The organism is Streptomyces sp. NPDC019224, from assembly GCF_040632605.1.
Classification (GTDB): domain Bacteria; phylum Actinomycetota; class Actinomycetes; order Streptomycetales; family Streptomycetaceae; genus Streptomyces.
Genome location: NZ_JBEYCF010000029.1, coordinates 1 through 21,264 on the forward strand (window position 1 = coordinate 1; position 21,264 = coordinate 21,264).

The 21,264-nt window shown below is 73.8% G+C and carries 15 protein-coding genes; 6 read left to right on the forward strand and 9 right to left on the reverse strand.

From position 1 onward, the window contains the following. Positions 1-451: 451 nt before the first annotated feature. Positions 452-901: a PTS glucose transporter subunit IIA gene (locus ABZ564_RS19640; protein ID WP_360857729.1), complete on the forward strand. Its 450-nt coding sequence runs from the start codon at positions 452-454 to the stop codon at positions 899-901. Positions 902-980: 79 nt separating this feature from the next. Continuing rightward, positions 981-2,651: a phosphoenolpyruvate--protein phosphotransferase gene (ptsP, locus tag ABZ564_RS19645; RefSeq protein ID WP_360857732.1), complete on the forward strand. Its 1,671-nt coding sequence runs from the start codon at positions 981-983 to the stop codon at positions 2,649-2,651. A gap of 68 nt (positions 2,652-2,719) precedes the next feature. Here the strand turns inward: ptsP and ABZ564_RS19650 are convergent, their stop codons facing one another. Both ABZ564_RS19650 and ABZ564_RS19655 read right to left on the reverse strand, forming a co-directional pair. Continuing rightward, on the reverse strand, positions 2,720-3,667 hold the full coding sequence (locus ABZ564_RS19650) for a hypothetical protein (RefSeq protein WP_360857735.1): 948 nt from the start codon (positions 3,665-3,667) through the stop codon (positions 2,720-2,722). 40 nt (positions 3,668-3,707) lie between these two features. Next, complete coding sequence (locus tag ABZ564_RS19655) at positions 3,708-5,684, reverse strand: acetoacetate--CoA ligase (RefSeq protein ID WP_360857738.1); 1,977 nt, start codon at positions 5,682-5,684, stop codon at positions 3,708-3,710. A 241-nt stretch (positions 5,685-5,925) separates the two neighbouring features. Here ABZ564_RS19655 and ABZ564_RS19660 point away from each other — a divergent pair, with 241 nt between their 5' ends. After that, a complete protein-coding gene (locus ABZ564_RS19660; protein WP_360857741.1) occupies positions 5,926-8,277 on the forward strand; it encodes a glycoside hydrolase family 31 protein in 2,352 nt (783 codons plus the stop codon). 23 nt (positions 8,278-8,300) lie between these two features. Here the strand turns inward: ABZ564_RS19660 and ABZ564_RS19665 are convergent, their stop codons facing one another. Next, a complete protein-coding gene (locus ABZ564_RS19665) occupies positions 8,301-8,810 on the reverse strand; it encodes an NUDIX domain-containing protein (RefSeq protein ID WP_360857744.1) in 510 nt (169 codons plus the stop codon). A 164-nt stretch (positions 8,811-8,974) separates the two neighbouring features. Here ABZ564_RS19665 and ABZ564_RS19670 point away from each other — a divergent pair, with 164 nt between their 5' ends. After that, on the forward strand, positions 8,975-9,781 hold the full coding sequence (locus tag ABZ564_RS19670) for a M15 family metallopeptidase (RefSeq protein WP_360857747.1): 807 nt from the start codon (positions 8,975-8,977) through the stop codon (positions 9,779-9,781). 121 nt (positions 9,782-9,902) lie between these two features. Further along, positions 9,903-10,253, forward strand: a complete 351-nt coding sequence (locus ABZ564_RS19675) for a DUF962 domain-containing protein (protein ID WP_360857750.1) — start codon at positions 9,903-9,905, stop codon at positions 10,251-10,253. Here the strand turns inward: ABZ564_RS19675 and ABZ564_RS19680 are convergent. From ABZ564_RS19680 to ABZ564_RS19695, 4 genes are read right to left on the reverse strand one after another with little or no spacing between them, the layout of a single operon-like run. Next, on the reverse strand, positions 10,250-10,855 hold the full coding sequence (locus ABZ564_RS19680) for an ATP/GTP-binding protein (protein ID WP_360857753.1): 606 nt from the start codon (positions 10,853-10,855) through the stop codon (positions 10,250-10,252). The genes ABZ564_RS19675 and ABZ564_RS19680 overlap by 4 nt on opposite strands. Then, positions 10,836-11,258 (reverse strand): DUF742 domain-containing protein, encoded by a 423-nt coding sequence (locus ABZ564_RS19685; RefSeq protein WP_360857756.1) that lies wholly within the window; start codon positions 11,256-11,258, stop codon positions 10,836-10,838. The genes ABZ564_RS19680 and ABZ564_RS19685 overlap by 20 nt, the downstream gene beginning before the upstream one ends. Before the next feature lie 9 nt (positions 11,259-11,267). Continuing rightward, positions 11,268-11,711 (reverse strand): roadblock/LC7 domain-containing protein, encoded by a 444-nt coding sequence (locus tag ABZ564_RS19690; protein ID WP_360857759.1) that lies wholly within the window; start codon positions 11,709-11,711, stop codon positions 11,268-11,270. Then, positions 11,708-14,467: a nitrate- and nitrite sensing domain-containing protein gene (locus ABZ564_RS19695; protein ID WP_360857761.1), complete on the reverse strand. Its 2,760-nt coding sequence runs from the start codon at positions 14,465-14,467 to the stop codon at positions 11,708-11,710. The genes ABZ564_RS19690 and ABZ564_RS19695 overlap by 4 nt, the downstream gene beginning before the upstream one ends. Before the next feature lie 423 nt (positions 14,468-14,890). Here ABZ564_RS19695 and ABZ564_RS19700 point away from each other — a divergent pair, with 423 nt between their 5' ends. Next, the gene (locus ABZ564_RS19700) at positions 14,891-15,331 is read left to right on the forward strand and encodes a hypothetical protein (RefSeq protein ID WP_360857901.1); all 441 of its coding nucleotides are present in this window, start codon (positions 14,891-14,893) and stop codon (positions 15,329-15,331) included. A gap of 123 nt (positions 15,332-15,454) precedes the next feature. Here ABZ564_RS19700 and ABZ564_RS19705 read toward each other — a convergent pair whose 3' ends face one another. Next, positions 15,455-20,239, reverse strand: a complete 4,785-nt coding sequence (locus ABZ564_RS19705) for a hypothetical protein (RefSeq protein WP_360857764.1) — start codon at positions 20,237-20,239, stop codon at positions 15,455-15,457. 55 nt (positions 20,240-20,294) lie between these two features. Next, positions 20,295-21,215: a hypothetical protein gene (locus ABZ564_RS19710; RefSeq protein WP_360857767.1), complete on the reverse strand. Its 921-nt coding sequence runs from the start codon at positions 21,213-21,215 to the stop codon at positions 20,295-20,297. Positions 21,216-21,264: the final 49 nt, after the last annotated feature.

The window sequence follows — 21,264 nt, forward strand, 5'->3', positions numbered from 1 at the left end:
GGGCTTTCCTCCGGGCGCTTCCCTCCGGTCTTGCGTTTCCGACTCTATCAGACTCTTCCGTGTCCGATTCCCGGCCGAAGCGGGTCAAGCAATTTTTCGCTTTCCAGTTCTCCGCTTCCGCGTTTCCCTTTCCGGCGACTCCGACTCTATCAAACCTTTCCAGTCCCCCTGACCGGCCCCCCACAGACATGCGGGTGCCCGATTTCGGGTTAGGGTTTGGGCTCAATAGCCGCTGCCGACCCCCGACTCAAAGTCGCGTTGGGGCCAGGCAGGAGTACGACAGTACAGGCTGCCGGGAGTCGAGGCAAATCGTTTCCGGTGCGTCCCTAGGTCCTCCAACCGTCAGGACTCGGGCGGAACCGGGACTTCTTATGACTTACTCTGCTGATCAGTACGCCGTCCTCCTACCTAGCCGCGGCGGCACCTTCGAAGCTCCACTGGGAGGCCCCCCATGACCGTTGTGACGTCCCCTCTTGCCGGACGTGCCATTGGGCTCGCTGCCGTACCCGACCCCGTCTTCTCCGGGGCGATGGTCGGCCCCGGCACTGCCATCGACCCCGTGCGCGAGCCGTCCGAGGCGGTCGCCCCCGTCGCCGGCATCGTCGTCTCCCTCCACCCGCACGCCTTCGTCGTCGTCGACAGCGAGGGCCACGGTGTACTGACACACCTCGGCATCGACACGGTCCAGCTCAACGGCGAGGGCTTCGAGCTGCTCGTGAGCAAGGGCGACACCGTCGCCTGCGGCCAGGGCATCGTCCGGTGGGACCCCTCCGCCGTCGAGAAGGCCGGCAAGTCCCCGGTGTGCCCGATCGTGGCGCTGGAGGCCACGGCCGACTCCCTTTCCGAGGTCGCCGAGACCGGGGACGTGGCGGTCGGCGACAAGCTGTTCGGTTGGCAGTAACGCGATCGGCGCAGTGACAGCCGACTGGATAACCACCACCGCGGAGGCAACGGCCGCCGCACGACCGGAGACGGGTGAAATGGAGACAACTCTGCGAGGCGTAGGCGTGAGCCACGGTGTGGCGATCGGCGAGGTACGGCACATGGGCACCGCGGTGCTCGAACCGCCGGCCAAGCAGATCCCCGCCGAGGAGGCCGAGCGCGAGCAGGGGCGGGCCCGCCAGGCCGTGGAGGCAGTGGCCGCCGACCTCATCGCGCGCGGCAACCTGGCCGGGGGCGAGGCCCAGCACGTGCTGGAGGCCCAGGCCATGATGGCCCAGGACCCCGAGCTCATGGCAGATGTCGAGCGCCGCATCGCCGTCGGCAGCACGGCAGAGCGCGGTGTGTACGACGCGTTCGCCTCGTACCGGGCCCTGCTGGCGGGTGCCGGCGAGTACCTGGCGGGCCGGGTAGCCGACCTCGACGACGTCCGCAACCGCATCGTGGCGCGTCTGCTCGGTGTGCCGATGCCGGGCGTGCCGGACAGCGACGAGCCCTATGTCCTGATCGCCCGGGACCTCGCCCCCGCCGACACGGCGCTCCTGGACCCCGCGCTGGTCCTCGGCTTCGTCACCGAGGAGGGCGGGCCGACCAGCCACAGCGCGATTCTGGCGCGGGCGCTCGGTGTGCCTGCCGTGGTGGCACTGCCCGGCGCCGGCGAGCTGGCCGAGGGTACGACCGTCGCGGTGGACGGCAGCACCGGCGAGATCTTCGTCGAGCCGAGCGCCGAGAAGCGGGCGGAACTGGAGAGCGCCGCCGCCGCACGCAAGGCCGCACTGTCCGCGTCGACCGGTCCGGGTGCCACGTCGGACGGCCACAAGGTGCCGCTGCTCGCCAACGTGGGCGGTCCCGGTGATGTGCCGGCGGCCGTCGAGGCGGGTGCGGAGGGCGTGGGCCTGTTCCGTACCGAATTCCTCTTCCTCGACGACAGCAAGCAGGCGCCGTCCGAGGAGAAGCAGATCGCCGCGTACCGGGCGGTGCTGGAGGCATTCCCCGAGGGCCGTGTCGTGGTGCGGGTGCTGGACGCCGGGGCGGACAAGCCGCTCGACTTCCTCACCCCGGCGGACGAGCCGAACCCGGCGTTGGGGGTGCGCGGGCTGCGGAGCCTGCTGGACCACCCGGACGTGCTGCGTACCCAGCTGACCGCCCTGTCGAAGGCGGCCGAGGGGCTTCCCGTCTACCTCGAGGTCATGGCGCCCATGGTGGCCGACCGCGCGGACGCCAAGGCCTTCGCCGACGCCTGCCGCGAGGCCGGGCTGAACGCGAAGTTCGGTGCGATGGTCGAGATCCCGTCCGCCGCACTGCGGGCGCGCTCGGTACTGCAGGAGGTGGAGTTCCTGTCGCTGGGCACCAACGACCTGGCGCAGTACACCTTCGCAGCCGACCGTCAGGTGGGTGCCGTCTCCCGGCTCCAGGACCCGTGGCAGCCGGCTCTGCTGGATCTGGTCGCGCTGTCCGCCGAGGCCGCCAAGGCCGAGGGAAAGAGCTGTGGTGTGTGCGGTGAGGCGGCCTCCGATCCGCTGCTCGCCTGTGTGCTGACCGGTCTGGGTGTGACCTCCCTGTCCATGGGTGCGGCCTCCATTCCTTATGTGCGGGCCACTCTGGCCAAGTACACGCTCGCGCAGTGCGAGCGGGCCGCGGCGGCCGCGCGTGCGGCGGACTCCGCCGAGGAAGCGCGCCGGGCCGCGCAGGCGGTGCTGTCGGGCGAGTAGTCCCGCGCCGGACGACGAGTGGTGAAGGGGCTTTCCGCCGATGACCGGCGGGAAGCCCCTTCGCCGTGTCAGTGGTGCTGTTCCGGTTCGTCGGCTCCGATGTCGAAGCCCGCGCAGTACTCCACGCCGGATTCGGGGGCGACGGGTTCGCCGGTGTCGGCGTCGGTGCAGTAGGCACTGAAGACCTCGCCGGCGGTGAGCGGGGCGAGGCTGCCCCGGGTGAGCCGCCAGCCGTGCACGCGGTCCGGGGCGCCCGGTGTGCTCGTACGCAGGACGACTCCTCCGTGGCTCTCCAGGGCGATGCCGACGGCGAGCACACTCACGAACTCGGCACCCTCCGAGGTGTCGAGCCGGACGGGTCCCGCCGTGGCCCGGTCGGTGTGCAGGGCGGCGAGCAGCTGGTCGTGCTCCGTCGGGGTGCTGCAGACCAGGTGGTGGGTGCCGGGGCCGGCCGCCTCCAGGGTGCGTTCCAGGAGGTGGGAGGCGCGGTCGAAGGCCGCGCGGCCGATGTCCTGGCCGCAGTCCGCGCATTCGCCGAGGCCGGCCAGGAGCATGGTGGCGTACTCCCAGGTGGCCCGGCGGACCGCGCGGTCGACGAGCACCGGGATCAGGGCGTCCAGGGGCTGCCCGTCGTAGGCGACGGTGGCTCCGCAGGAGGCGATCTCCGCGGTGAAGCGGCTGCGGCCGGCCGGGGTGTCGGGGGCGATGCCCGCTTCCGCGCAGTACTGCGCGTACTCCTGGGGGTCGAAGAGGGCGACCGTCGTGTGCACGCCCTGGGCGGTGAGGGCCTTGAGCAGGGCTTCCACCTGTTCCAGGTAGACGCCGTGGTCGTCGAAGGTGAAGGTGCGGTAGCGCCGCATGGCCGCGAAGTCCTGTTCATCGGTCAGGAGGCCGATGGTGGTGGGTGCTTCGCGGCGCAGCGTGCGTCGCATGGTGGTGGTCACGGTCCGTCCGTGGCCGGTGGTCTGCTTGTTCCTGGTCTGCGCCATGATTTCCCCCAGTGCGCTGTCGAACATTGCTCACTCAGAGTAATCACGGGCACTGACAGTGGTGCGGTCAGCGGCGTTCGCGGGCCAGCTTCTCGTAGAAGTGGAGGAGGTCCAGGTTGTCGATCGAGCCGGGGTTGACGGCCTTTTCCAGGGCCGTTCCCTGGAGCAGGCGCTTGACCGGAACCTCGATGCGTTTGCCGGTGAGGGTGTGCGGGATGCCGGGGACCTCGATGACCTCGTCCGGGACGTGGCGCGGCGAGAGGTTCTCGCGGATGGTGCGCTTGATGCTGTCGCGGAGGGCGTCGTCGAGGGTGGCGCCTTCGGCGAGGTGGACGAAGAGCGGCATCCAGTAGCCGCCGTCGGGTTCCTCCAGGCCGATGACGAGGGACTCGCGGATCTCGGGGAGCCGTTCGACGGCCTCGTAGATGTCGGCGGAGCCCATCCGGACGCCCTGGCGGTTGAGGGTGGAGTCGGAGCGGCCGTGGATGACGACGGAGCCGCGGTCGGTGAGGGTGATCCAGTCGCCGTGGCGCCAGACGCCGGGGTACACGTCGAAGTAGCTCTCGTGGTACCGGCTGCCGTCGGGGTCGTTCCAGAAGCGGACCGGCATGGAGGGCATCGGCTTCGCGACGACGAGTTCGCCGACCTCGCCGGTCAGCGGTTCGCCCGCGGGGTCCCAGGACCGGAGGTCCGTGCCGAGGCAGGCGGCCTGGAGCTCGCCGATGTGGACGGGGAGGGTGGGCACCGCGCCGGCGAAGCAGCTGCAGACGTCGGTGCCGCCGCTGACGGAAGCGATCCACAGGTCGTCGGCGACCTCGTCGTGGAGCCAGCGGAAGCCGTCGGGCGGGAGCGGCGAGCCGGTGGTCGCGACGCACTGGACGCGGGAGAGGTCGAGGTCGCGTCCCGGGTGGATGCCGGCCTTGCGGCAGGCCATGACGTAGGCGGCGGAGGTGCCGAAGAGGGTGGCGCCGGTCTGTTCGGCGACCCGCCACTGGGCGCTGACGTCGGGGTATCCCGGGCTTCCGTCGTACAGCACGAGGGTGGTGCCGGTGAGGAGGCCGGAGACGAGGAAGTTCCACATCATCCAGCCGGTGGATGTGTACCAGAAGAAGCGGTCCTCGGGGCCGAGGTCGCAGTGGAGGCCGATCTGCTTGAAGTGCTCGAGCAGGATGCCGCCCTGGGACTGGACGATGGCCTTGGGAAGGCCGGTCGTGCCCGAGGAGTAGAGGACCCAGAGCGGGTGGTCGAAGGCGACCTGTTCGAAGACGGGCGCGGTGTCGGCCGCGGTGAGCGCGGCCCAGTCGAGGGCGCCTTCAGGAGCCTCGGTGCCCAGCAGCGGGATGTGGACGACGGCGCGCAGGGTGGGCAGTTCGCGGCGCAGTTCGGCGACGGTGTCGGCGCGGTGGTGTTCCTTGCCTCCGTAGCGGTAGCCGTCGACGGTGAACAGGACGACGGGTTCGACCTGCTGGAAGCGGTCGAGGACGCTGCGGGCGCCGAAATCGGGGGCGCAGGAGGTCCAGACGCCGCCGACGGCCGCGGTGGCGAGGAACGCGACGACGGCCTGCGGGATGTTGGGCAGGTAGCCGCTGACGCGGTCGCCGGGGGTGACGCCGAGGGCGCGCAGTTCGGCGGCGAGCGAGCCGACCTGGCGGCGGAGCTCGGACCAGGAGGTGGCGGCCTGGGTGTGGCTCTCGTCGACGTGGAGCAGGGCGGGCGCGTCGGCGCGCAGGGGGTCCTCGGCGGCGCGCAGCGCGTGTTCTGCGTAGTTGAGGGTGGCCCCGGGGAACCAGGTGGCACCGGGCATCGAGCGGTCGCCGATGACCTGCTCGTACGGAGTGGAGAAGCGCACGTCGAACCATTCGGCGACGGCCTTCCAGAAGGTGTCGAGCTCGTCGACGGACCAGCGGTGCAGACTGGCGTAGCCGCCCTCGGCCGGTGCGCCGTGGTGCTCGGCCGCCCAGCTCTGGAATCGGGTGACGGCTGCGGCCGCGATGCGGGCGGGGCCGGGCTGCCACAGGGGGGCTTCGTCGGCTGCTGAGGTCATGGGGGCGGCTCCCTGGCTGTAGCGGGTACGCGGTGTGTGCGCAGGTCGCGCGCACGTGCTGGGGTGTGCGCGTAAGGCGACGTCACGGACGATGCCATGTGATCGTCTTTCGCACCAGGGTTGCCCGTACCTGGTTTGGTGTCCCGTTATGTGCTGCGGCCATGCCCGGGGCGGGTGCGTACGGGGTGAACGGAAGTTGAACGGCGCCGGTTCGCGGCCTGCCGGGTGGCAGGGTGAGCGCATGAACGGTCGTGACCTGGTGCGCTCGGTGAAGCTGGTCGGTTCGAAGCGGGGGTTGCGCACGGTGCGCTCGGCGTGGCGCCGGGCGCGCGCGGACGCGCGGGCGTTTCCGGCGCGCGGGGCGGAGCGGGCGCGGGTGCCGGGGCCGGTGACGGGGGCGGAGCCGGGGCCCGGCGGCGGTGTGGTGCGGTTCGCCCGTTCGGAGCTGCGGATCCGGGTGGCGGTGGGCGGGGCGGTCTTCTGGGGGTGGGACGGGGCGGAGCCGGGGCCCTCGTACGCGTTGTCCGGTGAGGCGCCCGCCGCCGATCCGAGGGCGGTCCTTGAGCCGGGTACGGACGGGGGCTGGCAGGTGGTGGCGGAGCGGCTGACGGTCGCGGTGTCCCGGCACGGGGCGGTGGAGCTGCGGACTCCGGGCGGGGTGGTGCTGCGCCGGGAGCTGCCGCCGCGCTGGTGGGAGCCGGTGGCGGGCGGGGACGCGCGGTGGGTGCAGCGCTCGGAGGTTCCGGCGGACGCGCGGTTCTTCGGGCTCGGCGGGCGGGCGGCGGGGCCCCGGCTGCGGGACGGGTCGTACGCGCTGTGGAACACCGACCCGGGCGGACGGTTCGGGCCGGGGGACGATCCGCTGTATCTGACGATGCCGGTGCAACTGGTGGTGTCGGACGCGGGGACGCATCTGGTCTTCTACGACAACTCCTGGGCGGGCCGAGTGGTGTTGCGGGAGGGGAAGGAGGGGGCGGGGTCCGGGCACGACCGGCCGGGGGCGTCGGAGGTGCGGGTGGAGGGCGGGCCGCTGCGCTGCTGGGCGGTGGCGGGTACGCCGGCCCGGGTGCTGGCGGGGTGGTCGGCGCTGACGGGGGCGGCCGCGGTGCCGCCGTCCTGGGCGCTGGGTCCGCAGCACGCCCGGTGGGGGTTCGGGACCGAGCGGGCGGTGCGCGGGATCGTGGCGGGGTACCGAGAGCGGGGGCTGCCGCTGTCGGTGCTGCATCTGGACATCGACCACTACGCCGCGCACCGGGTGTTCACGGTGGACCGTGAGCGGTTCCCCGGTCTGCCGGGGCTGGCGAAGGAGTTGCGCGAGTGCGACGTGCGGCTGGTGTCCATCGTGGATCCCGCGGTCGCCGCGGTCGCGGGCAACGAGGTCTACGACTCCGGCCGGGCGGTGGGCCCTTCGGGCGCGTTCGTCCGGGACGCCCGGGGCCGCGAGGTGCGCGGGGAGGTGTGGCCGGGTGAGTGCGTCTATCCGGACTTCACCGATCCGGAGGTGCGGGAGTGGTGGGGCGGGCTGTACGAGGAGCGGCTGGCGCAGGGGTTCTCCGGGGTGTGGCACGACATGAACGAGCCGGTGTCGTTCGCGGCGTTCGGTGATCCGTCGCTGCCGCGGTCGGCGCGGCACGCCCTGGAGGGGCGCGGCGGCGACCACCGGGAGGCGCACAACGTCTACGGCCTGGCGATGGCGCGGGCCGGGTACGAGGGGCTGGCCCGGCTGCGGCCGGACGAGCGGCCGTTCCTGTTCTCGCGTTCGGGTTGGGCGGGGATGCAGCGGTACGGGGGCACCTGGTCCGGGGATGTGGCTACGGGCTGGCCGGGGCTGCGGGCGTCGTTGGCGCTGGTGCTGGGGCTCGGGTTGTGCGGGGTGCCGTATTCGGGGCCTGACGTGGGCGGGTTCGACGGGTCGCCGTCGCCCGAGCTGTATCTGCGGTGGTTCCAGCTGGGCGCGTATCTGCCGCTGTTCCGTACGCACGCGGCGATCGACGCGGGGCGCCGGGAGCCGTGGGAGTTCGGGCCCGAGGTGCTGGCCGGTGCGCGGGAGGCGCTGGTGGGACGGGAGCGGCTGCGGCCGTACTGGGTGACGCTGGCACGGCTGGCCGCGCTGACCGGTGCGCCGTACGTACGCCCGCTGTGGTGGTCGTCGCCCGGTGACCGGGAGCTGCGGGACTGCGAGGACGCGTTCCTGCTGGGTGATGCGCTCCTGGTGGCGCCGGTGCTGGAGCCGGGGGTGGTGCGGCGGGGCGTTCTGCTGCCGCCGGGGCGCTGGTACGACACGGTGAGCGGGGCGGTGTACGAGGGGCCGGGGCGGGTGGTGGTGGAGGCGCCGCTGTCCAGGGTGCCGGTGCTGGCGCGGGCGGGGTCGGTGATCCCGGTGCGGGGTGCGGACGGCGGGCTGGAGCTGGAGGTGTGGGCGCCGGTGAAGGGGTGTGCCGGTGGCGGGACGGTGGTCCGGGACGCGGGTGACGGCTGGGATCCGGTGGAGGCCGAACGGTACACGTCGCGGCTGGAGGGCGGGCGGGTCGTGGTGGAGCGGGACGGCGGGGGCGGGGCGGTGGGCTGCCCGGTGCGGGTGCGAGGGGTGTGACGGATGCGGGGCGGGGCGGCGGCTCAGTGGTAGCGGCCGGCGAACCAGCGGTGGACGGCCTCGGTGTGGAGGGGGAAGGCGAGCACGGCGGGGGCCCTCAGGAGGGTGTGGCCGGAGGTTTCGTCGGTGGGGGCGGACGGCGGGAGGGTGGCGGCCGGCCGCTCGGGGAGGAGTCCGAACAGGAGCAGGTGGCCGGCGGGTGAGCTGAGGGCGTCGGCGAGGCGGACGTCCTCGGGGCGGGCCTCGATGCGGGTCTCCTCGCGCAGTTCCCGTACGACGGCGTGCCGCCAGTCCTCGGCGTGGTCGATGAAGCCGCCGGGCAGTGCGAGGCCGCCGCGTGCGGGTTCGATGGTGCGGGTGATGACGACGAGGCCGGTGGTGTCGCCGTCGGTGACGGGGAGCAGCGCGACGGCGACCGGGAGCGGGTTGCGGTAGGCGGTCTCGCCGCAGGCGGCGCAGGTGCGGGGCCGGCTGTCGGGGGCCGCGAGGCCGGTGTACGGGGCTCCGCAGGCGGCGCAGTGGGAGTGGCTCACGGGCTGCTCCGTTTCCTCGTGGGGCCAAACGCCCTCCGGAAGTCGTGGGGGCCGGGCCGGCGTCCTGCGGTGCTCGTGGTGACCGGGCGTGGAAGCGGTGGCGGACACGCGCGGACTGTACCGGATCGCCTCCCCGGGCGCCCCGGACCATGGAGGATGTGCTCATGACAGGTATCGCGACCGCTTTCCGCGCCCTGGCGGCCACCGCCGCCGCTCTGCTCGCCCTGACCGGCACCGCGCCGGCGGCGCAGGCGAAACCCGAGCCGAAGGCGCCCCGGGAGTTCGTCTCGCTGCGTTCGGTGGACCCCACGATCATCCAGGAGATGCGCTACCCCACCGCCCACGACTTCATGGGCGAGCCCGTGGACGGCTACCGCCAGTCCGTCTGCATCCTGACCCGGCCCGCCGCCGAGGCCCTGCACCGCGCCCAGCTCCGGCTGCTGCGGCAGGGCTACTCGCTGAAGGTGTACGACTGCTACCGGCCCCAGCGGGCCGTCGACCACTTCGTGCGGTGGGCGAAGGACCTCGACGACGAGACGATGAAGGGCGAGTTCTATCCGCGGGTCGACAAGTCACGGCTGTTCGCGGACGGTTACATCGCGGAGAAGTCCGGGCACAGCCGGGGCGGCACGGTGGACCTGACGCTGGTGCGGCTGCCCGCCCTGCCGACCAGGCCGTACCGGCCGGGTGAGAAGCTGGTTCCTTGCTACGCGCCGCAGACCGATCGCTTCCCGGACAACTCGGTCGACATGGGCACCGGTTTCGACTGCTTCGACACGCTTTCGCACACGGACGATCCGCGTGTGCAGGGTGTTCAGCGCGCCAACCGGCAGTTCCTCAAGAGGACGCTCGCCGAGGCCGGTTTCGTGAACCTCGCCGAGGAGTGGTGGCACTACACCTTCCAGCCCGAGGTGTTCCCCGCCACCTACTTCGACTTCCCGGTGGCCCGCAGGTCCGTGGCCGGCCACTGAACCGGTCCCCACGCGAGGAAGGGACGGCCGGGACCACCCCCGCGGGTTCCGGCCGTCCGTTCTTCCTCTCGGACGCCGTCCAGCCGTTTCCGGTTGCAGGATCAGCCGTTACGGTGCCCGTATGCCACAGCGGACGTTCGAGTCGTACGAAGAGTTCTGGCCGTACTACGTCGCCATGCACGCGCGGGCCGCGACCCGCTGGGTGCATCTCACCGGCACCCTGACCGGTCTCGCCGTCACCGCGTACGGGCTGGCGCGCGGCCGCAAGCGGTATCTGGCCGCGCTGCCGCTCATCGGCTACGGGACGGCCTGGCCCGCGCACTTCCTGATCGAGAAGAACAACCCGGCCACCTTCGGGCACCCCGCCTGGTCGCTGCGCGGGGACGCGCAGATGATCCGGATGATGCTGGCCGGACGCGACCACGAGCTGGCCGAGACCGCCGGGAAGTGGCTCGCGGAGAACGACGGTTAGGTCGTGACGGGCTCGCGCGGCCGGTCCGCGCGGGTCAGCGCGTGTTCGACGACGGCCACCAGCACGTCCCGCGCCGAGGGCCGGTCCCGCGCGTCGCACATCAGGAGCGGCACCTCCGGGTCCAGGTCGAGGGCGGCCCGTACCGTCGCCTCGGGGAACCGCTGCGCGCCCTCGAAGCAGTTGACGGCGACGGCGAACGGGATACCGCGGCGCTCGAAGTAGTCGACGGCCGCGAAGCAGTCCTCCAGGCGCCGGGTGTCCGCGAGCACCACCGCCCCCAGCGCACCCTGGGCCAGCTCGTCCCAGAGGAACCAGAAACGGTCCTGTCCCGGCGTGCCGAAGAGGTACAGCACCAGGTCCTCGCGGAGCGTGATCCGCCCGAAGTCCATGGCCACGGTCGTCGTGGTCTTCGCCTCGACGCCGTCCAGGTCGTCCACCGGGCGCCCGGCCTCGGTCAGCCGCTCCTCTGTGCGCAGCGGCCTGATCTCGCTGACCGCGCCCACCAGCGTCGTCTTGCCCACACCGAAGCCGCCCGCCACCAGGATCTTGAGGGTGACGGGCTCCACGGGCCGCCTGCTGCGGCTAGAGCGCCCGAAGGCCATTGATCACCTCACGGAGAATGTTCACGTCCGGCAGCTCGGCCGGCGGAACGGGGCGGGTCACGTGCACCAGCTCGTCGTCGACGAGATCGCCCACCAGGACCCGGACCACCCCCACCGGGAGGTCCAGGGACGAGGCGATTTCGGCGATCGACTGCGGCAGCTCACCGCAGAGTTCGAGGATCTCGACGTGTTCCGGGGCGAGCATCTCGTCCCTGTCCGGGTCGTCGGCCGCGGGTTCGGGCACGACGATCGCTATCAGGTCGAAACGGTGGCGGGACCCGCTGCCGGTGCGTCCGCGGGTCATCGCGTAGGGGCGTACGACCGGCCCCGCATCGTCGTCGTACCAGCGTGGGGTCCGCGGCCTTTCCGGGGTCTCCGGGGAACCGGGCGATGCGACGCTCATGCCGTCCGCTCACCCCCCGGAGGGCTGACCGGTCGTCCGGGGCGCGTTGGCCAGGTGTCGGCCCACGCGCTTGACCATCAGCGTCATCTCGTAAGCCACCTGCCCCACGTCCGAGTCGGATTCGGCCAGCACCGCGAGGCAGCTGCCGTCTCCGGCCGCCGTGACGAAGAGGAACGCCTCGTCGAGTTCGACGACGGTCTGGCGGACTCTGCCCGCCTCGAAGTGCCGGCCCACGCCCTTGGCCAGACTGTGGAAGCCGGAGGCGACGGCGGCCAGGTGCTCGCCGTCCTCCCGCGTCAGGTCCTTGGACGCGCCGGTGGGAAGACCGTCGCTGGAGAGCACCAGCGCCTTGCGGATGCTGGCGACGCGCTCGACGAGTTCGTCGAGGAGCCAGTTCAGTTCGCCGGACTCCTGGCGTGCGGAGTCGGGTGCTGCGGTGTTCGGTGCGGTCATGGACCGTCCTCTCCCGGAGTGGTTCCTGGTGCTGTGTCACCGTGGCCGGTCGCGTCCTCGGCGTTCTGCTGGCGGCCTCGCTGCCAGCCGCGCTGGAGCGAGGCCATACGGCTGCGTACCTCTTCGGCGTCCCGCTCGATGTCCCCGGCGCTCTCCACCGGGCCGGACCGCGCCGTGCGGCCGTCCGGCCCCTCGCGCAGCTGCGGGGCGAGGCTGGCCTGCCGGACGCGGCGGGGCAGGCCGCCGACGGTGTCCGGGACGGGTTCGGGCGTACGGGGCGCCGGCACCGACGGCTCGGCGGGCTCGCGGAAGCCGGCGGGCTGCGGGGGCTCCGCGGGGCGGCGCCGGTCCGCCGCGGCCGGGCGGACCGGCTCGCGGCCGTCGGAGCCGGGGTGGGCGCGGCCTCCCCCGTCGACCCGGCGGCCGCGGTCGGTGACCAGCGTCGGCGGGCGGCGGCGTCGGGGCAGCGGCCTGGTGCCCTCGGGGTGCAGCGCCCGCACGCCGTCGTCGGCCTGCTGGTGCTGCTCCCGGTCCCCGTCGCGGCGCAGTGCACGGGCGCGGAAGATGCCGCCCCGTTCGCTCTCGGTGTCCTCCAGGTCGGCCACGCCCTCGAGTACGGGGGCGAGCCCCGGGCCTGCCACCGCTTCGAGGACCGGGTCGCGGGTGAGGTCCAGCGGCTCGTCGCCCTCCAGCTCGACGGGGCCGTCCAGCAGGGCCGGGCCGACCAGTCCGGTGGGGACCGGCGAGAGGCCGCTCGGCCGGCCCGCCCCATGGTCGTCGGCCGCCGGGCCGCCCGGCCTGCTGCTCGCGATGGCCTTCTCCGACCTGCGGTCGAGGCGGAAGCCCGTGCCGTGCGACTCGGGGGCCTCGGTGAGGAGCGCGGCGGGGATGAACACCACCGCCGTGGTGCCGCCGTACGGGGACGTCTGGAGGGACACCCGGACGTTCTGCCGCTGTGCGAGCCGGCTGACCACGAAGAGGCCGAGGCGGTCGGTGTCGGACAGTTCGAACTCGGGGGTCTCGGCGAGCCGGAGGTTGGCGTCGAGGAGGACGTCGGGGGGCATGCCGAGCCCGCGGTCGTGGATCTCCAGGCTGAAGCCGTTGGCGACGCGCTCCCCGTGCACCTGGACCGCGGTGTGCGGGGGTGAGAACACCGTGGCGTTCTCCAGGAGTTCGGCGATCAGGTGGGTGAGGTCGGCGACGGCGGGGCCGCCCACGCCGATCCGGGGCAGCCGGCGGACCTCGATCCGTTCGTAGTCCTCGACCTCGGCGACGGCCGCGCGTACCACGTCCATCAGCTGGATGGGCTTGCGCCACTGTCGGGAGGGGGCCGCCCCGGAGAGGATCACCAGGCCCTCGGCGTGCCGGCGCATGCGGGTGGTGAGGTGGTCCAGGCGGAACAGGTCGGCGAGTTCGTCGGTGTCCTCGGTGCGGCGCTCCATGGTGTCCAGGAGCGTCAGCTGGCGGTGCAGCAGGACCTGGTTGCGGCGGGCGAGGTTGACGAAGACCTCGGAGACGCCGCGTCGCATGTCGGCCTGTCTGACGGCGGCCTCGACGGCGGCGCGTTGCAGGGTGTTGAGGGCCTGGCCGACCTGGCCGATCTCGTCGCGCTCGTACTGGAGGCGGGGGGACTCGGTCTCCACGTCGACCTGTTCGCCCGCGGCCAGGCGGCGCATCACGCTCGGCAGCCGTACGCCGGAGACCTCGTGGGCGTCCTTGCGCAGCCGGGAGAGGTCGCGGACGAGCTCGCGGCCGATGCGTACGGAGACGAAGACGGAGACGAGCAGGGCCAGGAAGCCGAGGACGCCGGCGATGCCCGCCTTGATCAGGATGCCGTAGCCGGCGGGCCTGCCCCGGTCCCGGAAGCGGTTGTTCATCTCCGTCGAGTCGTTGGCCAGCCGGTCCAGGGCGGCCGGGGCGACCTCCTGCCAGCGGGCGGCGTCAGCGGTGTGCGGGCTGGTGGCCGGACCCCGGCCGATGATCCTGTCCTCGGCGGAGCGCAGCGGTTCGCTGTCCGGGCCCTGCCAGTACTGCTCGACGCGCCGGCGTTCGGAGGCGGGGAGCAGGTCGAGGTTGGTCTCGTACAGCAGGGTGCGCTGGGCGACGAGGTCGGAGATCTGACGGAGTTCGGGGGCGGTGAGGCGGCCGGCCAGGAGGCCCGAGGCGACCAGGGCGTCTTCCCGCGAGAGCATTTCGCGGGCACGCGACATTCCGGTCAGTGCCCGGACCTGCCGGTCCATGGAGACGTTCTCCATGGTGTGCAGGCCGGTCAGGAATCGGTAGCAGGGGTCGATCAGGCGGTTGTAGTAGGCCATCGCCCTGAGCCGGCCGATGGTGCGTTCGTCGACGGAGTCGCGCAGGGCGTCGAGTCCTTCGACGGCGCCGAGTATCGAGGTGAGCTGGGTCCCGGCGGTCGCGCCGAGCGCGTCGCGGATGTCCTTCTCCCCGGCGCTTTCGCGGACCTCTGCCACGACCCGGTCGGTGGCGGCGCGCTGCCGGCGCAGCACGGGCAGGGCGTCGGAGGCGCGCGGGTCGGCGAGGAAGACGAGGGTCTGGCGGCGCTCGTTCTGGATGACCCGGACGGTGTCCTCCAGGGGGTGGCCCACCTTCTCCACGACGGTGCTCGCGCTCAGCAGCTTCCCGGCCTCGCGCCCGGTGAGATAGGTGGCGAACCCCCAGAGGGCGGTGAGCGATACGAGGGGCACCACGAGCAACGCCACGATCTTCCTGCGGATGGACTTTCCGCGAAAGCGCATGGCCTCCCCCAGGTCGTCCCCGCGGGGCGGGGACGGGTTTCGTCAACAAACGGCGCGAGCCTACTACCGACACGCAGACAACTCGAAGGCATGTCCGGACGATTTTCGGCCGCCTTACCGGGAGTTGACCATGAGTTGTCCCGGTATTCCTGGAGATGAAATTCACGAAAGCGACAGAAGAGGCCCTGGGGAGCGGCACGTTCCTTCACGTCCCGGTTGGCTGGAATTCTTCGTTTCGTGACGGCTGGGAGGAATCTTCACCGCTGACCACTCGTCTGTCTGTACGGGGGTAGGGGGATCAACGGGGCACGCTCGGGCGGACGGGACGGACCGTCCGCGTAGAAAGGGTGTATGCCGGGCAGCAACCCTGAAGTCGGACAGCGGTGGGAGTGAAGGGCCTTGGACACACAGGAGCGTGAGGGCGTGGTGGAGCCGGCGGGGGAGGTGGGCTCGTGGGAGCGGCAGGCCGTTCCCCGTCGGCCGCTCTGGGTCGAGGAGCCGGCGTCGCGGCGGCGGATGCCCGATCCGGTGCGCACGGCGGCCGTGCGGGCGGTGCTCGTCATGTCGTTGACGATCATTCTGGCGATGGTGGCGTTCCTCACCGCGCTGGCCGGGTCCTGGCTCTCCTTCCCGATGGTGCTGAGCGGGGTGGCGAGCACGGTGGTCGCGACCTGGGCGGTGCTGGACGTCTGGGTCACCCGCCAGGTGTGGAACCAGCGCAACGGCGTGGTCTCCGAGCCCAGCAGCTCTGCCCGGCAGTTGCGCCGCGAGCGGCGCAGGGCGAGGCGTGAGGCCCGGGCCGCGCAGCGGGCCGCGGCGCGGATAGGCCGCCGGGGCGCGGACCGCCGCCTCTCGCGGGCCTGACCGCGCCCCGGCCGCCGGGGGCCGGTGCCGCGACAGCCGGGGTTCGCCCGGTCGCGACGCCCTGCACGCGCTCCCGCCGCACCTGACGTCGCTCCTTCCGGGCAAACGCCGGCTGACGCGGCCCTAGGGAGTCCGGGTCTCGGCCGCGTCCGGGGTCCGCGGGGCCGGGGCGCCGCGCTTGAACATGCGGGTGGCGGTGATCTCGCCGTGCACCGTCTCGCCGCCGGGGTCCTGCTGCGGCAGCCCGGGGCGCAGGTGCTCCTCGACGCTGATGTACTTCAGGCCGGCCCGCAGGTCCGCGTCGTTGCGCAGGCGGATGACGAGCGGGAATTCCGCGAGCGCGGTCGTGTCGAACAGGCCGGTGGTGTACAGCAGTTGCACGCCGAGCGCGTCGGCCACCGCACGCTGGAGCTCCAGCAGATAGGTGGCGTTGGCCCGGCCGATCGGGTTGTCCAGGAACAGCGTGCCCGCGTGGCGGTGCCGGCCACGGTCGCGTCCCCGGTCGTTGCTGCGCAGGGCGGCCATCGTGCAGTACAGGGCGATCGCCGCGGTGAGCAGCTGTCCGCCGGAGAAGACGTCGCCCATCTGCCCCACGGGCACGCGTTCGGCCCGCAGGACGGCGTCCGGCTTGAGGATCTCCACGGCGATGCCCCTGGGTTCCAGGGCCGCCTGCACCCCGCGCAGGAGCAGCGACATGCCGTCCCGGCGCAGGTCGGAGTTCTTGCGCAGGGCCGCGCTGGTCGCCTCGTCGATGACGTCGCCGAGGCGGTCGGTGAGGGTGGCCTGGTCGGGCTCGTCGAAGCGGATACGGAGGAATTCCTGCCCGGACCACTCCCCCAGGCCCTCGGGGAGCCGGGACAGCCGCTGTGCGGAGCGGAGCGTGGTGAGCGCGGACTCCACCAGGCCGCGCAGCCGGTCGACGATGGAGTCGCGGTTGCGCTCCAGCTGGGCCAGTTCGTCGGTGAGGACCCGCAGCCGGGGCGCGAAGGCGGTGGCCCACTTCTCCGCGTGCTCGGGGAGCGCGGCGGCGGGCAGCTCGCGGATCTGCTGGCGGGCGGGGGTGCGGACCTGTTCGTAACGGGTGGAGTTGGCGTGCCGTACGAGGACGTCGCTCGCCTCCCGGACGGCCGCTTCGGCGGCGGACAGGTCGGCGGCGCAGCCGCGCAGGGAGCGGCGGGCCTCGGCGGCGGACTGCCGGGCCTCCTCCAGGCTGCCCGGGTACGGCTCGGGGTCCTCCGGGTCGTCCTCGGCGCCGTGGTCCCTGAGCAGGTCGCGCAGCAGGGCGGCGGTCTCGTCGAAGCCGCCCGCCGCGTCCTCGGCGGTGCGGTGGGCGTGGAGCAGCTCGGCGTGGGCGGCCCGGGCGGTGTCCAGCGCCGCGGTCGCGGCGGCCAGCTCGGCGGTGGCGGTGCGCAGCAGGGCCTGGGCCTGTTCGGCGTCGGCGGGCACCTGGTCGTCGGGCAGCTCGGTGTGGAGGCTCTCGCCGTCGGCGGGCGCCAGGCGTTCGGCCTCGCCGCGCAGCCGGCCCAGCTGCTCGCTGGCGGCGGACGCCCGGGTCTCCAAAAGCTGGACGAGGGATTCGGCGCGGGCGGCGGCCGCCTGCCGGGACGGGCCGTCGGCGCCGTCGGTGCCCTCCAGGAGCTGGGCGGCCCGGGTGCGGACCTTGTTGGTGAGGCGGTCCAGTTCGGCGAGGGCGGCGCTCTCGTCGCTCTCGGCGCGGGCCTGTTCGGCGCGCAGGTCGGCGCCGACGCCGACCTTCTCGTACAGCTGGGACGCCGCCCGGTACGCCTCGCGCAGGGTGGGCAGCGCCTGGCGGGGGCCGTCCTCGCCGAGGTCCGGGAGCTGTTCGGGGGCGCCGGCGATCTCGGCCCGTTCGGCGCGCAGGGCGCGGGCGGTGCGGCGGGCGTCGTCGGCGGCGCGCTGGGCGGCGCGGCGGTCCTCGTCGGCGGCCCTGGCGCGCTCCAGGAAGACGGTGGCGCGGGCCTCGCACTCCGCGGCCTCGTCGGTCAGTTCGCGCAGCCTGGCCTGCCAGCCGGCCCGTTCGCGCAGCCGGAAGGCGAGCCCGGCGAGCGCGTCGGCGGCCCGGCGGGCGCGCTGGGCGGCCTCCTGGCGCTCCTCGCGGAGGCGGGCGGTGTCGGCGGCGGCCTCGTCGGCCTCGGCCCGGACCGTGCGGGCCTCGGCGAGGACGGCCTCGGCGGTCTCGGCGGCGGTGCGGGCGGCGTCGGCGGCTTCGGCCAGCTCGGCGAGCATGCCGGGCGGGCAGTCTGCGCGCCAGGACCCGATGCGGGCGGCGAGCGCGCGGTCGGCGCCCAGGCGGGCGGCGAGCAGGCGGATGTCCTCGTCGCGGGCGGCGGCCCGGCTGCGCAGGGCGTGGCGCTCCTCGTCGGCGGCGTGCTCGTCGTGCATGGCCGGGTTCGGCGGTACGAGGAAGACGTCCTCGATGCCGCCGGACGCACCGGGGCCGGGCACGGGGGCGAGGAGGGCGGCGGCGGTGCCGACGGCGACGGCGGAGCGGGGCAGGAGCGCGGCGGCGCCGAGGACCTCGCGGGCGCGGGCGTGCGCGTCGGGGTCGGTGATGACGACGCCGTCGACGAGCTCGGGGCGGGCGGTGAGGACGGCCGCGTGGTCGGCGGGGTCGACGGCCTGGGCGAGGTAGCGCCAGCCGGGCAGGGCGGGGATGCCCTGTTCGCCGAGGTATTCCACGGTGGCCAGGACGTCGGGGCTCGGCGGGAGGAGGCCGCCGTCGCCGAGCGCGCCCAGGATGCGGGCGTCGTCGGCCGCCGCGGTGCGCAGTTCGAACAGGCGCCGTTCGGCGGTGGCGACGCTCTGGTCGAGCAGGTCGCGCAGCTCGTCCGCGCTGCGGTCGAACTCGTCGGCGGTGAGGGGCTGTGCTTCGGTGCGTGGATGGGCGGCCGTCGCGGTGGGGGCGCCGTGCGGTGCGGGCTCCGTCCCGCCGGGGGCGGCCGGTCCGGAGCCGGGTCCCTCGGCGGTCCTGTGCTGGTCGTCGTCGGCCGGCTCCGTGCCGGGGACGGCGGCCTGCCGGGGCCGGGGGACGCCGGTCCGGGTGACGGGCAGCCCGAGCAGTTCGGCGAGGCGGGGTTCGGCGGCGATCGCTCCGGCGGCCCTCAGCTCGGCCTCGTAGGCCTGTTCGGCGGCGCGGGCGGCGTCGGCGGCGCGGGCCGCGGCCAGCTCGGCGCGGCTCTCGTCGGCGGTGGCCTGCCGGGCCCGGTCGGCGGCGGCTCCGGCGGCCTCGCGGGCGGTGTCCCAGGCGGCCACGGCGGACTGTTCGGCGTCGTTGGCGGCGAGGGCGGCCCTGGCGGGGTCGGCGTGGGGCGCGGTGTCGTCGAGCCAGCCGGCGCGGACGGCTTCGGCGGTCTCCTGCTCGACCTCGGCCAGGCGCTGGCGCAGGTGGCCGGCCTCGCTGCGGGCGCGCTGGGCCTCGGTGGCGGCGGTGGTGGCGTCCCGGTGGGCGGCCTCGCCCGCGCTCTGCAGGGCGTCGGAGCGCTCCTCCTCCTCGTTGGCCCGGTTCTCACCCGCCTCGGCGGCGATGTGCAGGGCCCGTACGAGGTCGGCTGCCGCGCTCGCGCGGGCGGCGAGGGCGGGGGCGGCGTCGCGCTCGGCCTCCCGGATCGCGGCGGCGACGCGCGCGGAGCGGTCGGCGGCGGCGCGGTGCCGCAGGACGGCTTCGGCGGCCTGCCAGGCGGAGTGCAGGGTGCGGGCGTCACCGAGTTCGCGGCGCTGGGCCGCGGCGCTCTTCTCGGCGGCGGTCAGGGCCAGGGAGGCGTGCCGGTAGGCGAGTTCGGCGGCGACCAGGGCGCTGCGCCTGCGGGTCTCCTCGGCGCCGGTGACGGTGTGGGCGGCGCCGGTGACCTGCTGGGCGAGCTCGGCGGCCCGGTCGCGCTCCTCGCCGGCCCGGGCGGAGAGCCGGCGGGCGAGGGTGCGGGTGCGGCGCTCGGCTCCGGCGTGGATGTCGCGGGCGCGGGCGCGGGTTCCGGCGGCCTCGACGATGCGGCCGAGGAGGTCGACGGAGCCGGCGGTGAAGTCGCGTTCGGCGGTGAGTTCGGCGCGGCGGCCGAGCTTGTTGCCGAAGCCGCTGACGAGGTCGGCGAGGCCGTCGGTGTCGCGGGTGTCGGTGACGGCGCGCAGCAGCAGGTCGGTGAAGTCGGAGTCCTTCTTGACCGCGAAGAGGCCGGCCGCCTCGCCCTCGTCGGCGTTCATCTCGCGCTGGTAGCGGAAGAGTTCGGGGTCGAGGCCCAGTTCGCCGAGGTGCTCGTTCCAGCGGTCGTGGATCTCCTCCCAGTGCACGTCGAGATGCTGGTAGAACTTGCCGGCCTCGGTGAGGGCGTCGCGGAAGCCCTTCATGGTGCGGCGCCTGCCGCGGGCACCGGAGACGCCTTCGGCGGGGCGGCCGACGGCGGTGGACTCGGCGACGGGCAGCGAGTCGAGCCCGAGACCGGGGCCCGGCCGGAAGGAGTACCACGCCTCGGCGAACTTCCGGGGGTCGTTGGAGACCTGGCGTCCGCGCCACTCGCTGACCTTGCCGACGACCACGCACTCACCGGTCAGCGTGTGCTGCCACTCCAGCGCGACATGGCCGCAGTCGTCGGCGAGCAGGAACTTGCGCAGGACGCCGGAGCTGGCGCCGCCGAGGGTGTTGCGGTGGCCCGGGAGCATCACCGAGAAGATCAGCTTCAGCAGGACGGACTTTCCGCCGCCGTTCTCCAGGAAGAGGACGCCGGCGGGGGCGGGCCGGCGCGGCGGTCCGGCCGGCTCCTCCTCGAAGAACTCCGCCTGCGCCGGTGCGGGACGGGGCACGGGCTCGCCGACGCCGCGCAGGTCGAGCACGGTGTCGGCGTAGCGTGCGCCGGCCGGCCCGATGGAGTAGAGGCGGACCCGGGACAGCTCGTACATGGCGGCGGACTCTCGTCGTTCGGGGAGCGGGGGGAAGACGTGGGTGGCGGGGCGGTCAGCCGTGGAACGGCAGGCCGGCGTCGGCCGCCAGTTCCAGGTCGTCGGGGTCCGGGGGCGGCAGCAGCGTGGCGCTTCCGTCGGTGACGGGGACGACGCCGAGCTCCAGGAGCTCGGCCATGGCGGCGCTGCCGGCCATGTCGCGGACCTGGAGCTGGTAGCGGGCGGTGGTGCGGTAGGTGCCTCCGGCGTCGTCGCCGGTGCGCTGGAGGAAGCCGGAGTCGGTGAGGAAGGCGACGGCCTTGCCGATGATGCCGGTGGTGGAGCCGGCGAGGCGGCGGGCGTCCTTGGTGGCGCCAGTGGCGCTGCGCCGGGCGTAGACGCGCCAGCCGGCCTCCAGGCCCGGGGCGTCGCTGGCCGGGTCGGTGTTGTCGCCCTGTTCCTCGGCGCGTTCCTCCAGCCTGTCGCATGCCTGGCGGACGAAGGCGTCGACGCCGTTGACCGTGATGCGGCCGATGTAGGCGTCGTCGGCGAGGTCCTCGGGGCGCGGGAAGGCCATGGCGGCGACGGCGAGGTGGGCGAGGCCGTGCAGGAAGCGGTCGGCGCTGTCCGAGGAGGCGCGGCGCGCGTAGTCGCCCATGCGGACGGCGAAGACCGAGTCCTCGCCCGCGGTGACGGCCATGCCGGCCCGGGGGGAGACCTCCAGGACGATGAGGCCGAGGCCGGTGGCGACGGCGTCGGCGAGCCGGGCGAAGGCGGGGTCCTCCCGGTAGCGGCGCAGCAGTTCGGCGTACTCGGCGTCGCGGGCGGGCAGCAGCTTGGGCTGGAGGCCGAAGGAGACGAGTCTGGCGGCGTCGGCCGCGTCCGCCGGAATGAGGGCGGCCGGGGCGGGGGCGGGCCGGTCGGGCGCGTAGGCGGGGGCGGGCCGGTCGGCGGGCTCGCTCCACGCGTCGGCGTGCTCTGCGTGGTGGTCGCTCACGACACTCGCTCCTTGCTGCGGAAGGTACTGCGGGGGGTGCTGGGCAAAG

Excerpts from the sequence above, each read along its gene's own strand:
- ABZ564_RS19655 (WP_360857738.1), bottom strand. The coding sequence starts at position 5,684 with ATGACCTCAGCAGCCGACGAAGCCCCCCTGTGGCAGCCCGGCCCCGCC.
- ABZ564_RS19705 (WP_360857764.1), bottom strand. The coding sequence starts at position 20,239 with ATGTACGAGCTGTCCCGGGTCCGCCTCTACTCCATCGGGCCGGCCGGC.
- ABZ564_RS19660 (WP_360857741.1), top strand. The coding sequence starts at position 5,926 with ATGAACGGTCGTGACCTGGTGCGCTCGGTGAAGCTGGTCGGTTCGAAG.
- ABZ564_RS19680 (WP_360857753.1), bottom strand. The coding sequence starts at position 10,855 with ATGGCCTTCGGGCGCTCTAGCCGCAGCAGGCGGCCCGTGGAGCCCGTC.
- ABZ564_RS19640 (WP_360857729.1), top strand. The coding sequence starts at position 452 with ATGACCGTTGTGACGTCCCCTCTTGCCGGACGTGCCATTGGGCTCGCT.
- ABZ564_RS19690 (WP_360857759.1), bottom strand. The coding sequence starts at position 11,711 with ATGACCGCACCGAACACCGCAGCACCCGACTCCGCACGCCAGGAGTCC.
- ABZ564_RS19675 (WP_360857750.1), top strand. The coding sequence starts at position 9,903 with ATGCCACAGCGGACGTTCGAGTCGTACGAAGAGTTCTGGCCGTACTAC.
- ABZ564_RS19650 (WP_360857735.1), bottom strand. The coding sequence starts at position 3,667 with ATGTTCGACAGCGCACTGGGGGAAATCATGGCGCAGACCAGGAACAAG.
- ABZ564_RS19695 (WP_360857761.1), bottom strand. The coding sequence starts at position 14,467 with ATGCGCTTTCGCGGAAAGTCCATCCGCAGGAAGATCGTGGCGTTGCTC.
- ABZ564_RS19670 (WP_360857747.1), top strand. The coding sequence starts at position 8,975 with ATGACAGGTATCGCGACCGCTTTCCGCGCCCTGGCGGCCACCGCCGCC.
- ABZ564_RS19685 (WP_360857756.1), bottom strand. The coding sequence starts at position 11,258 with ATGAGCGTCGCATCGCCCGGTTCCCCGGAGACCCCGGAAAGGCCGCGG.
- ptsP (WP_360857732.1), top strand. The coding sequence starts at position 981 with ATGGAGACAACTCTGCGAGGCGTAGGCGTGAGCCACGGTGTGGCGATC.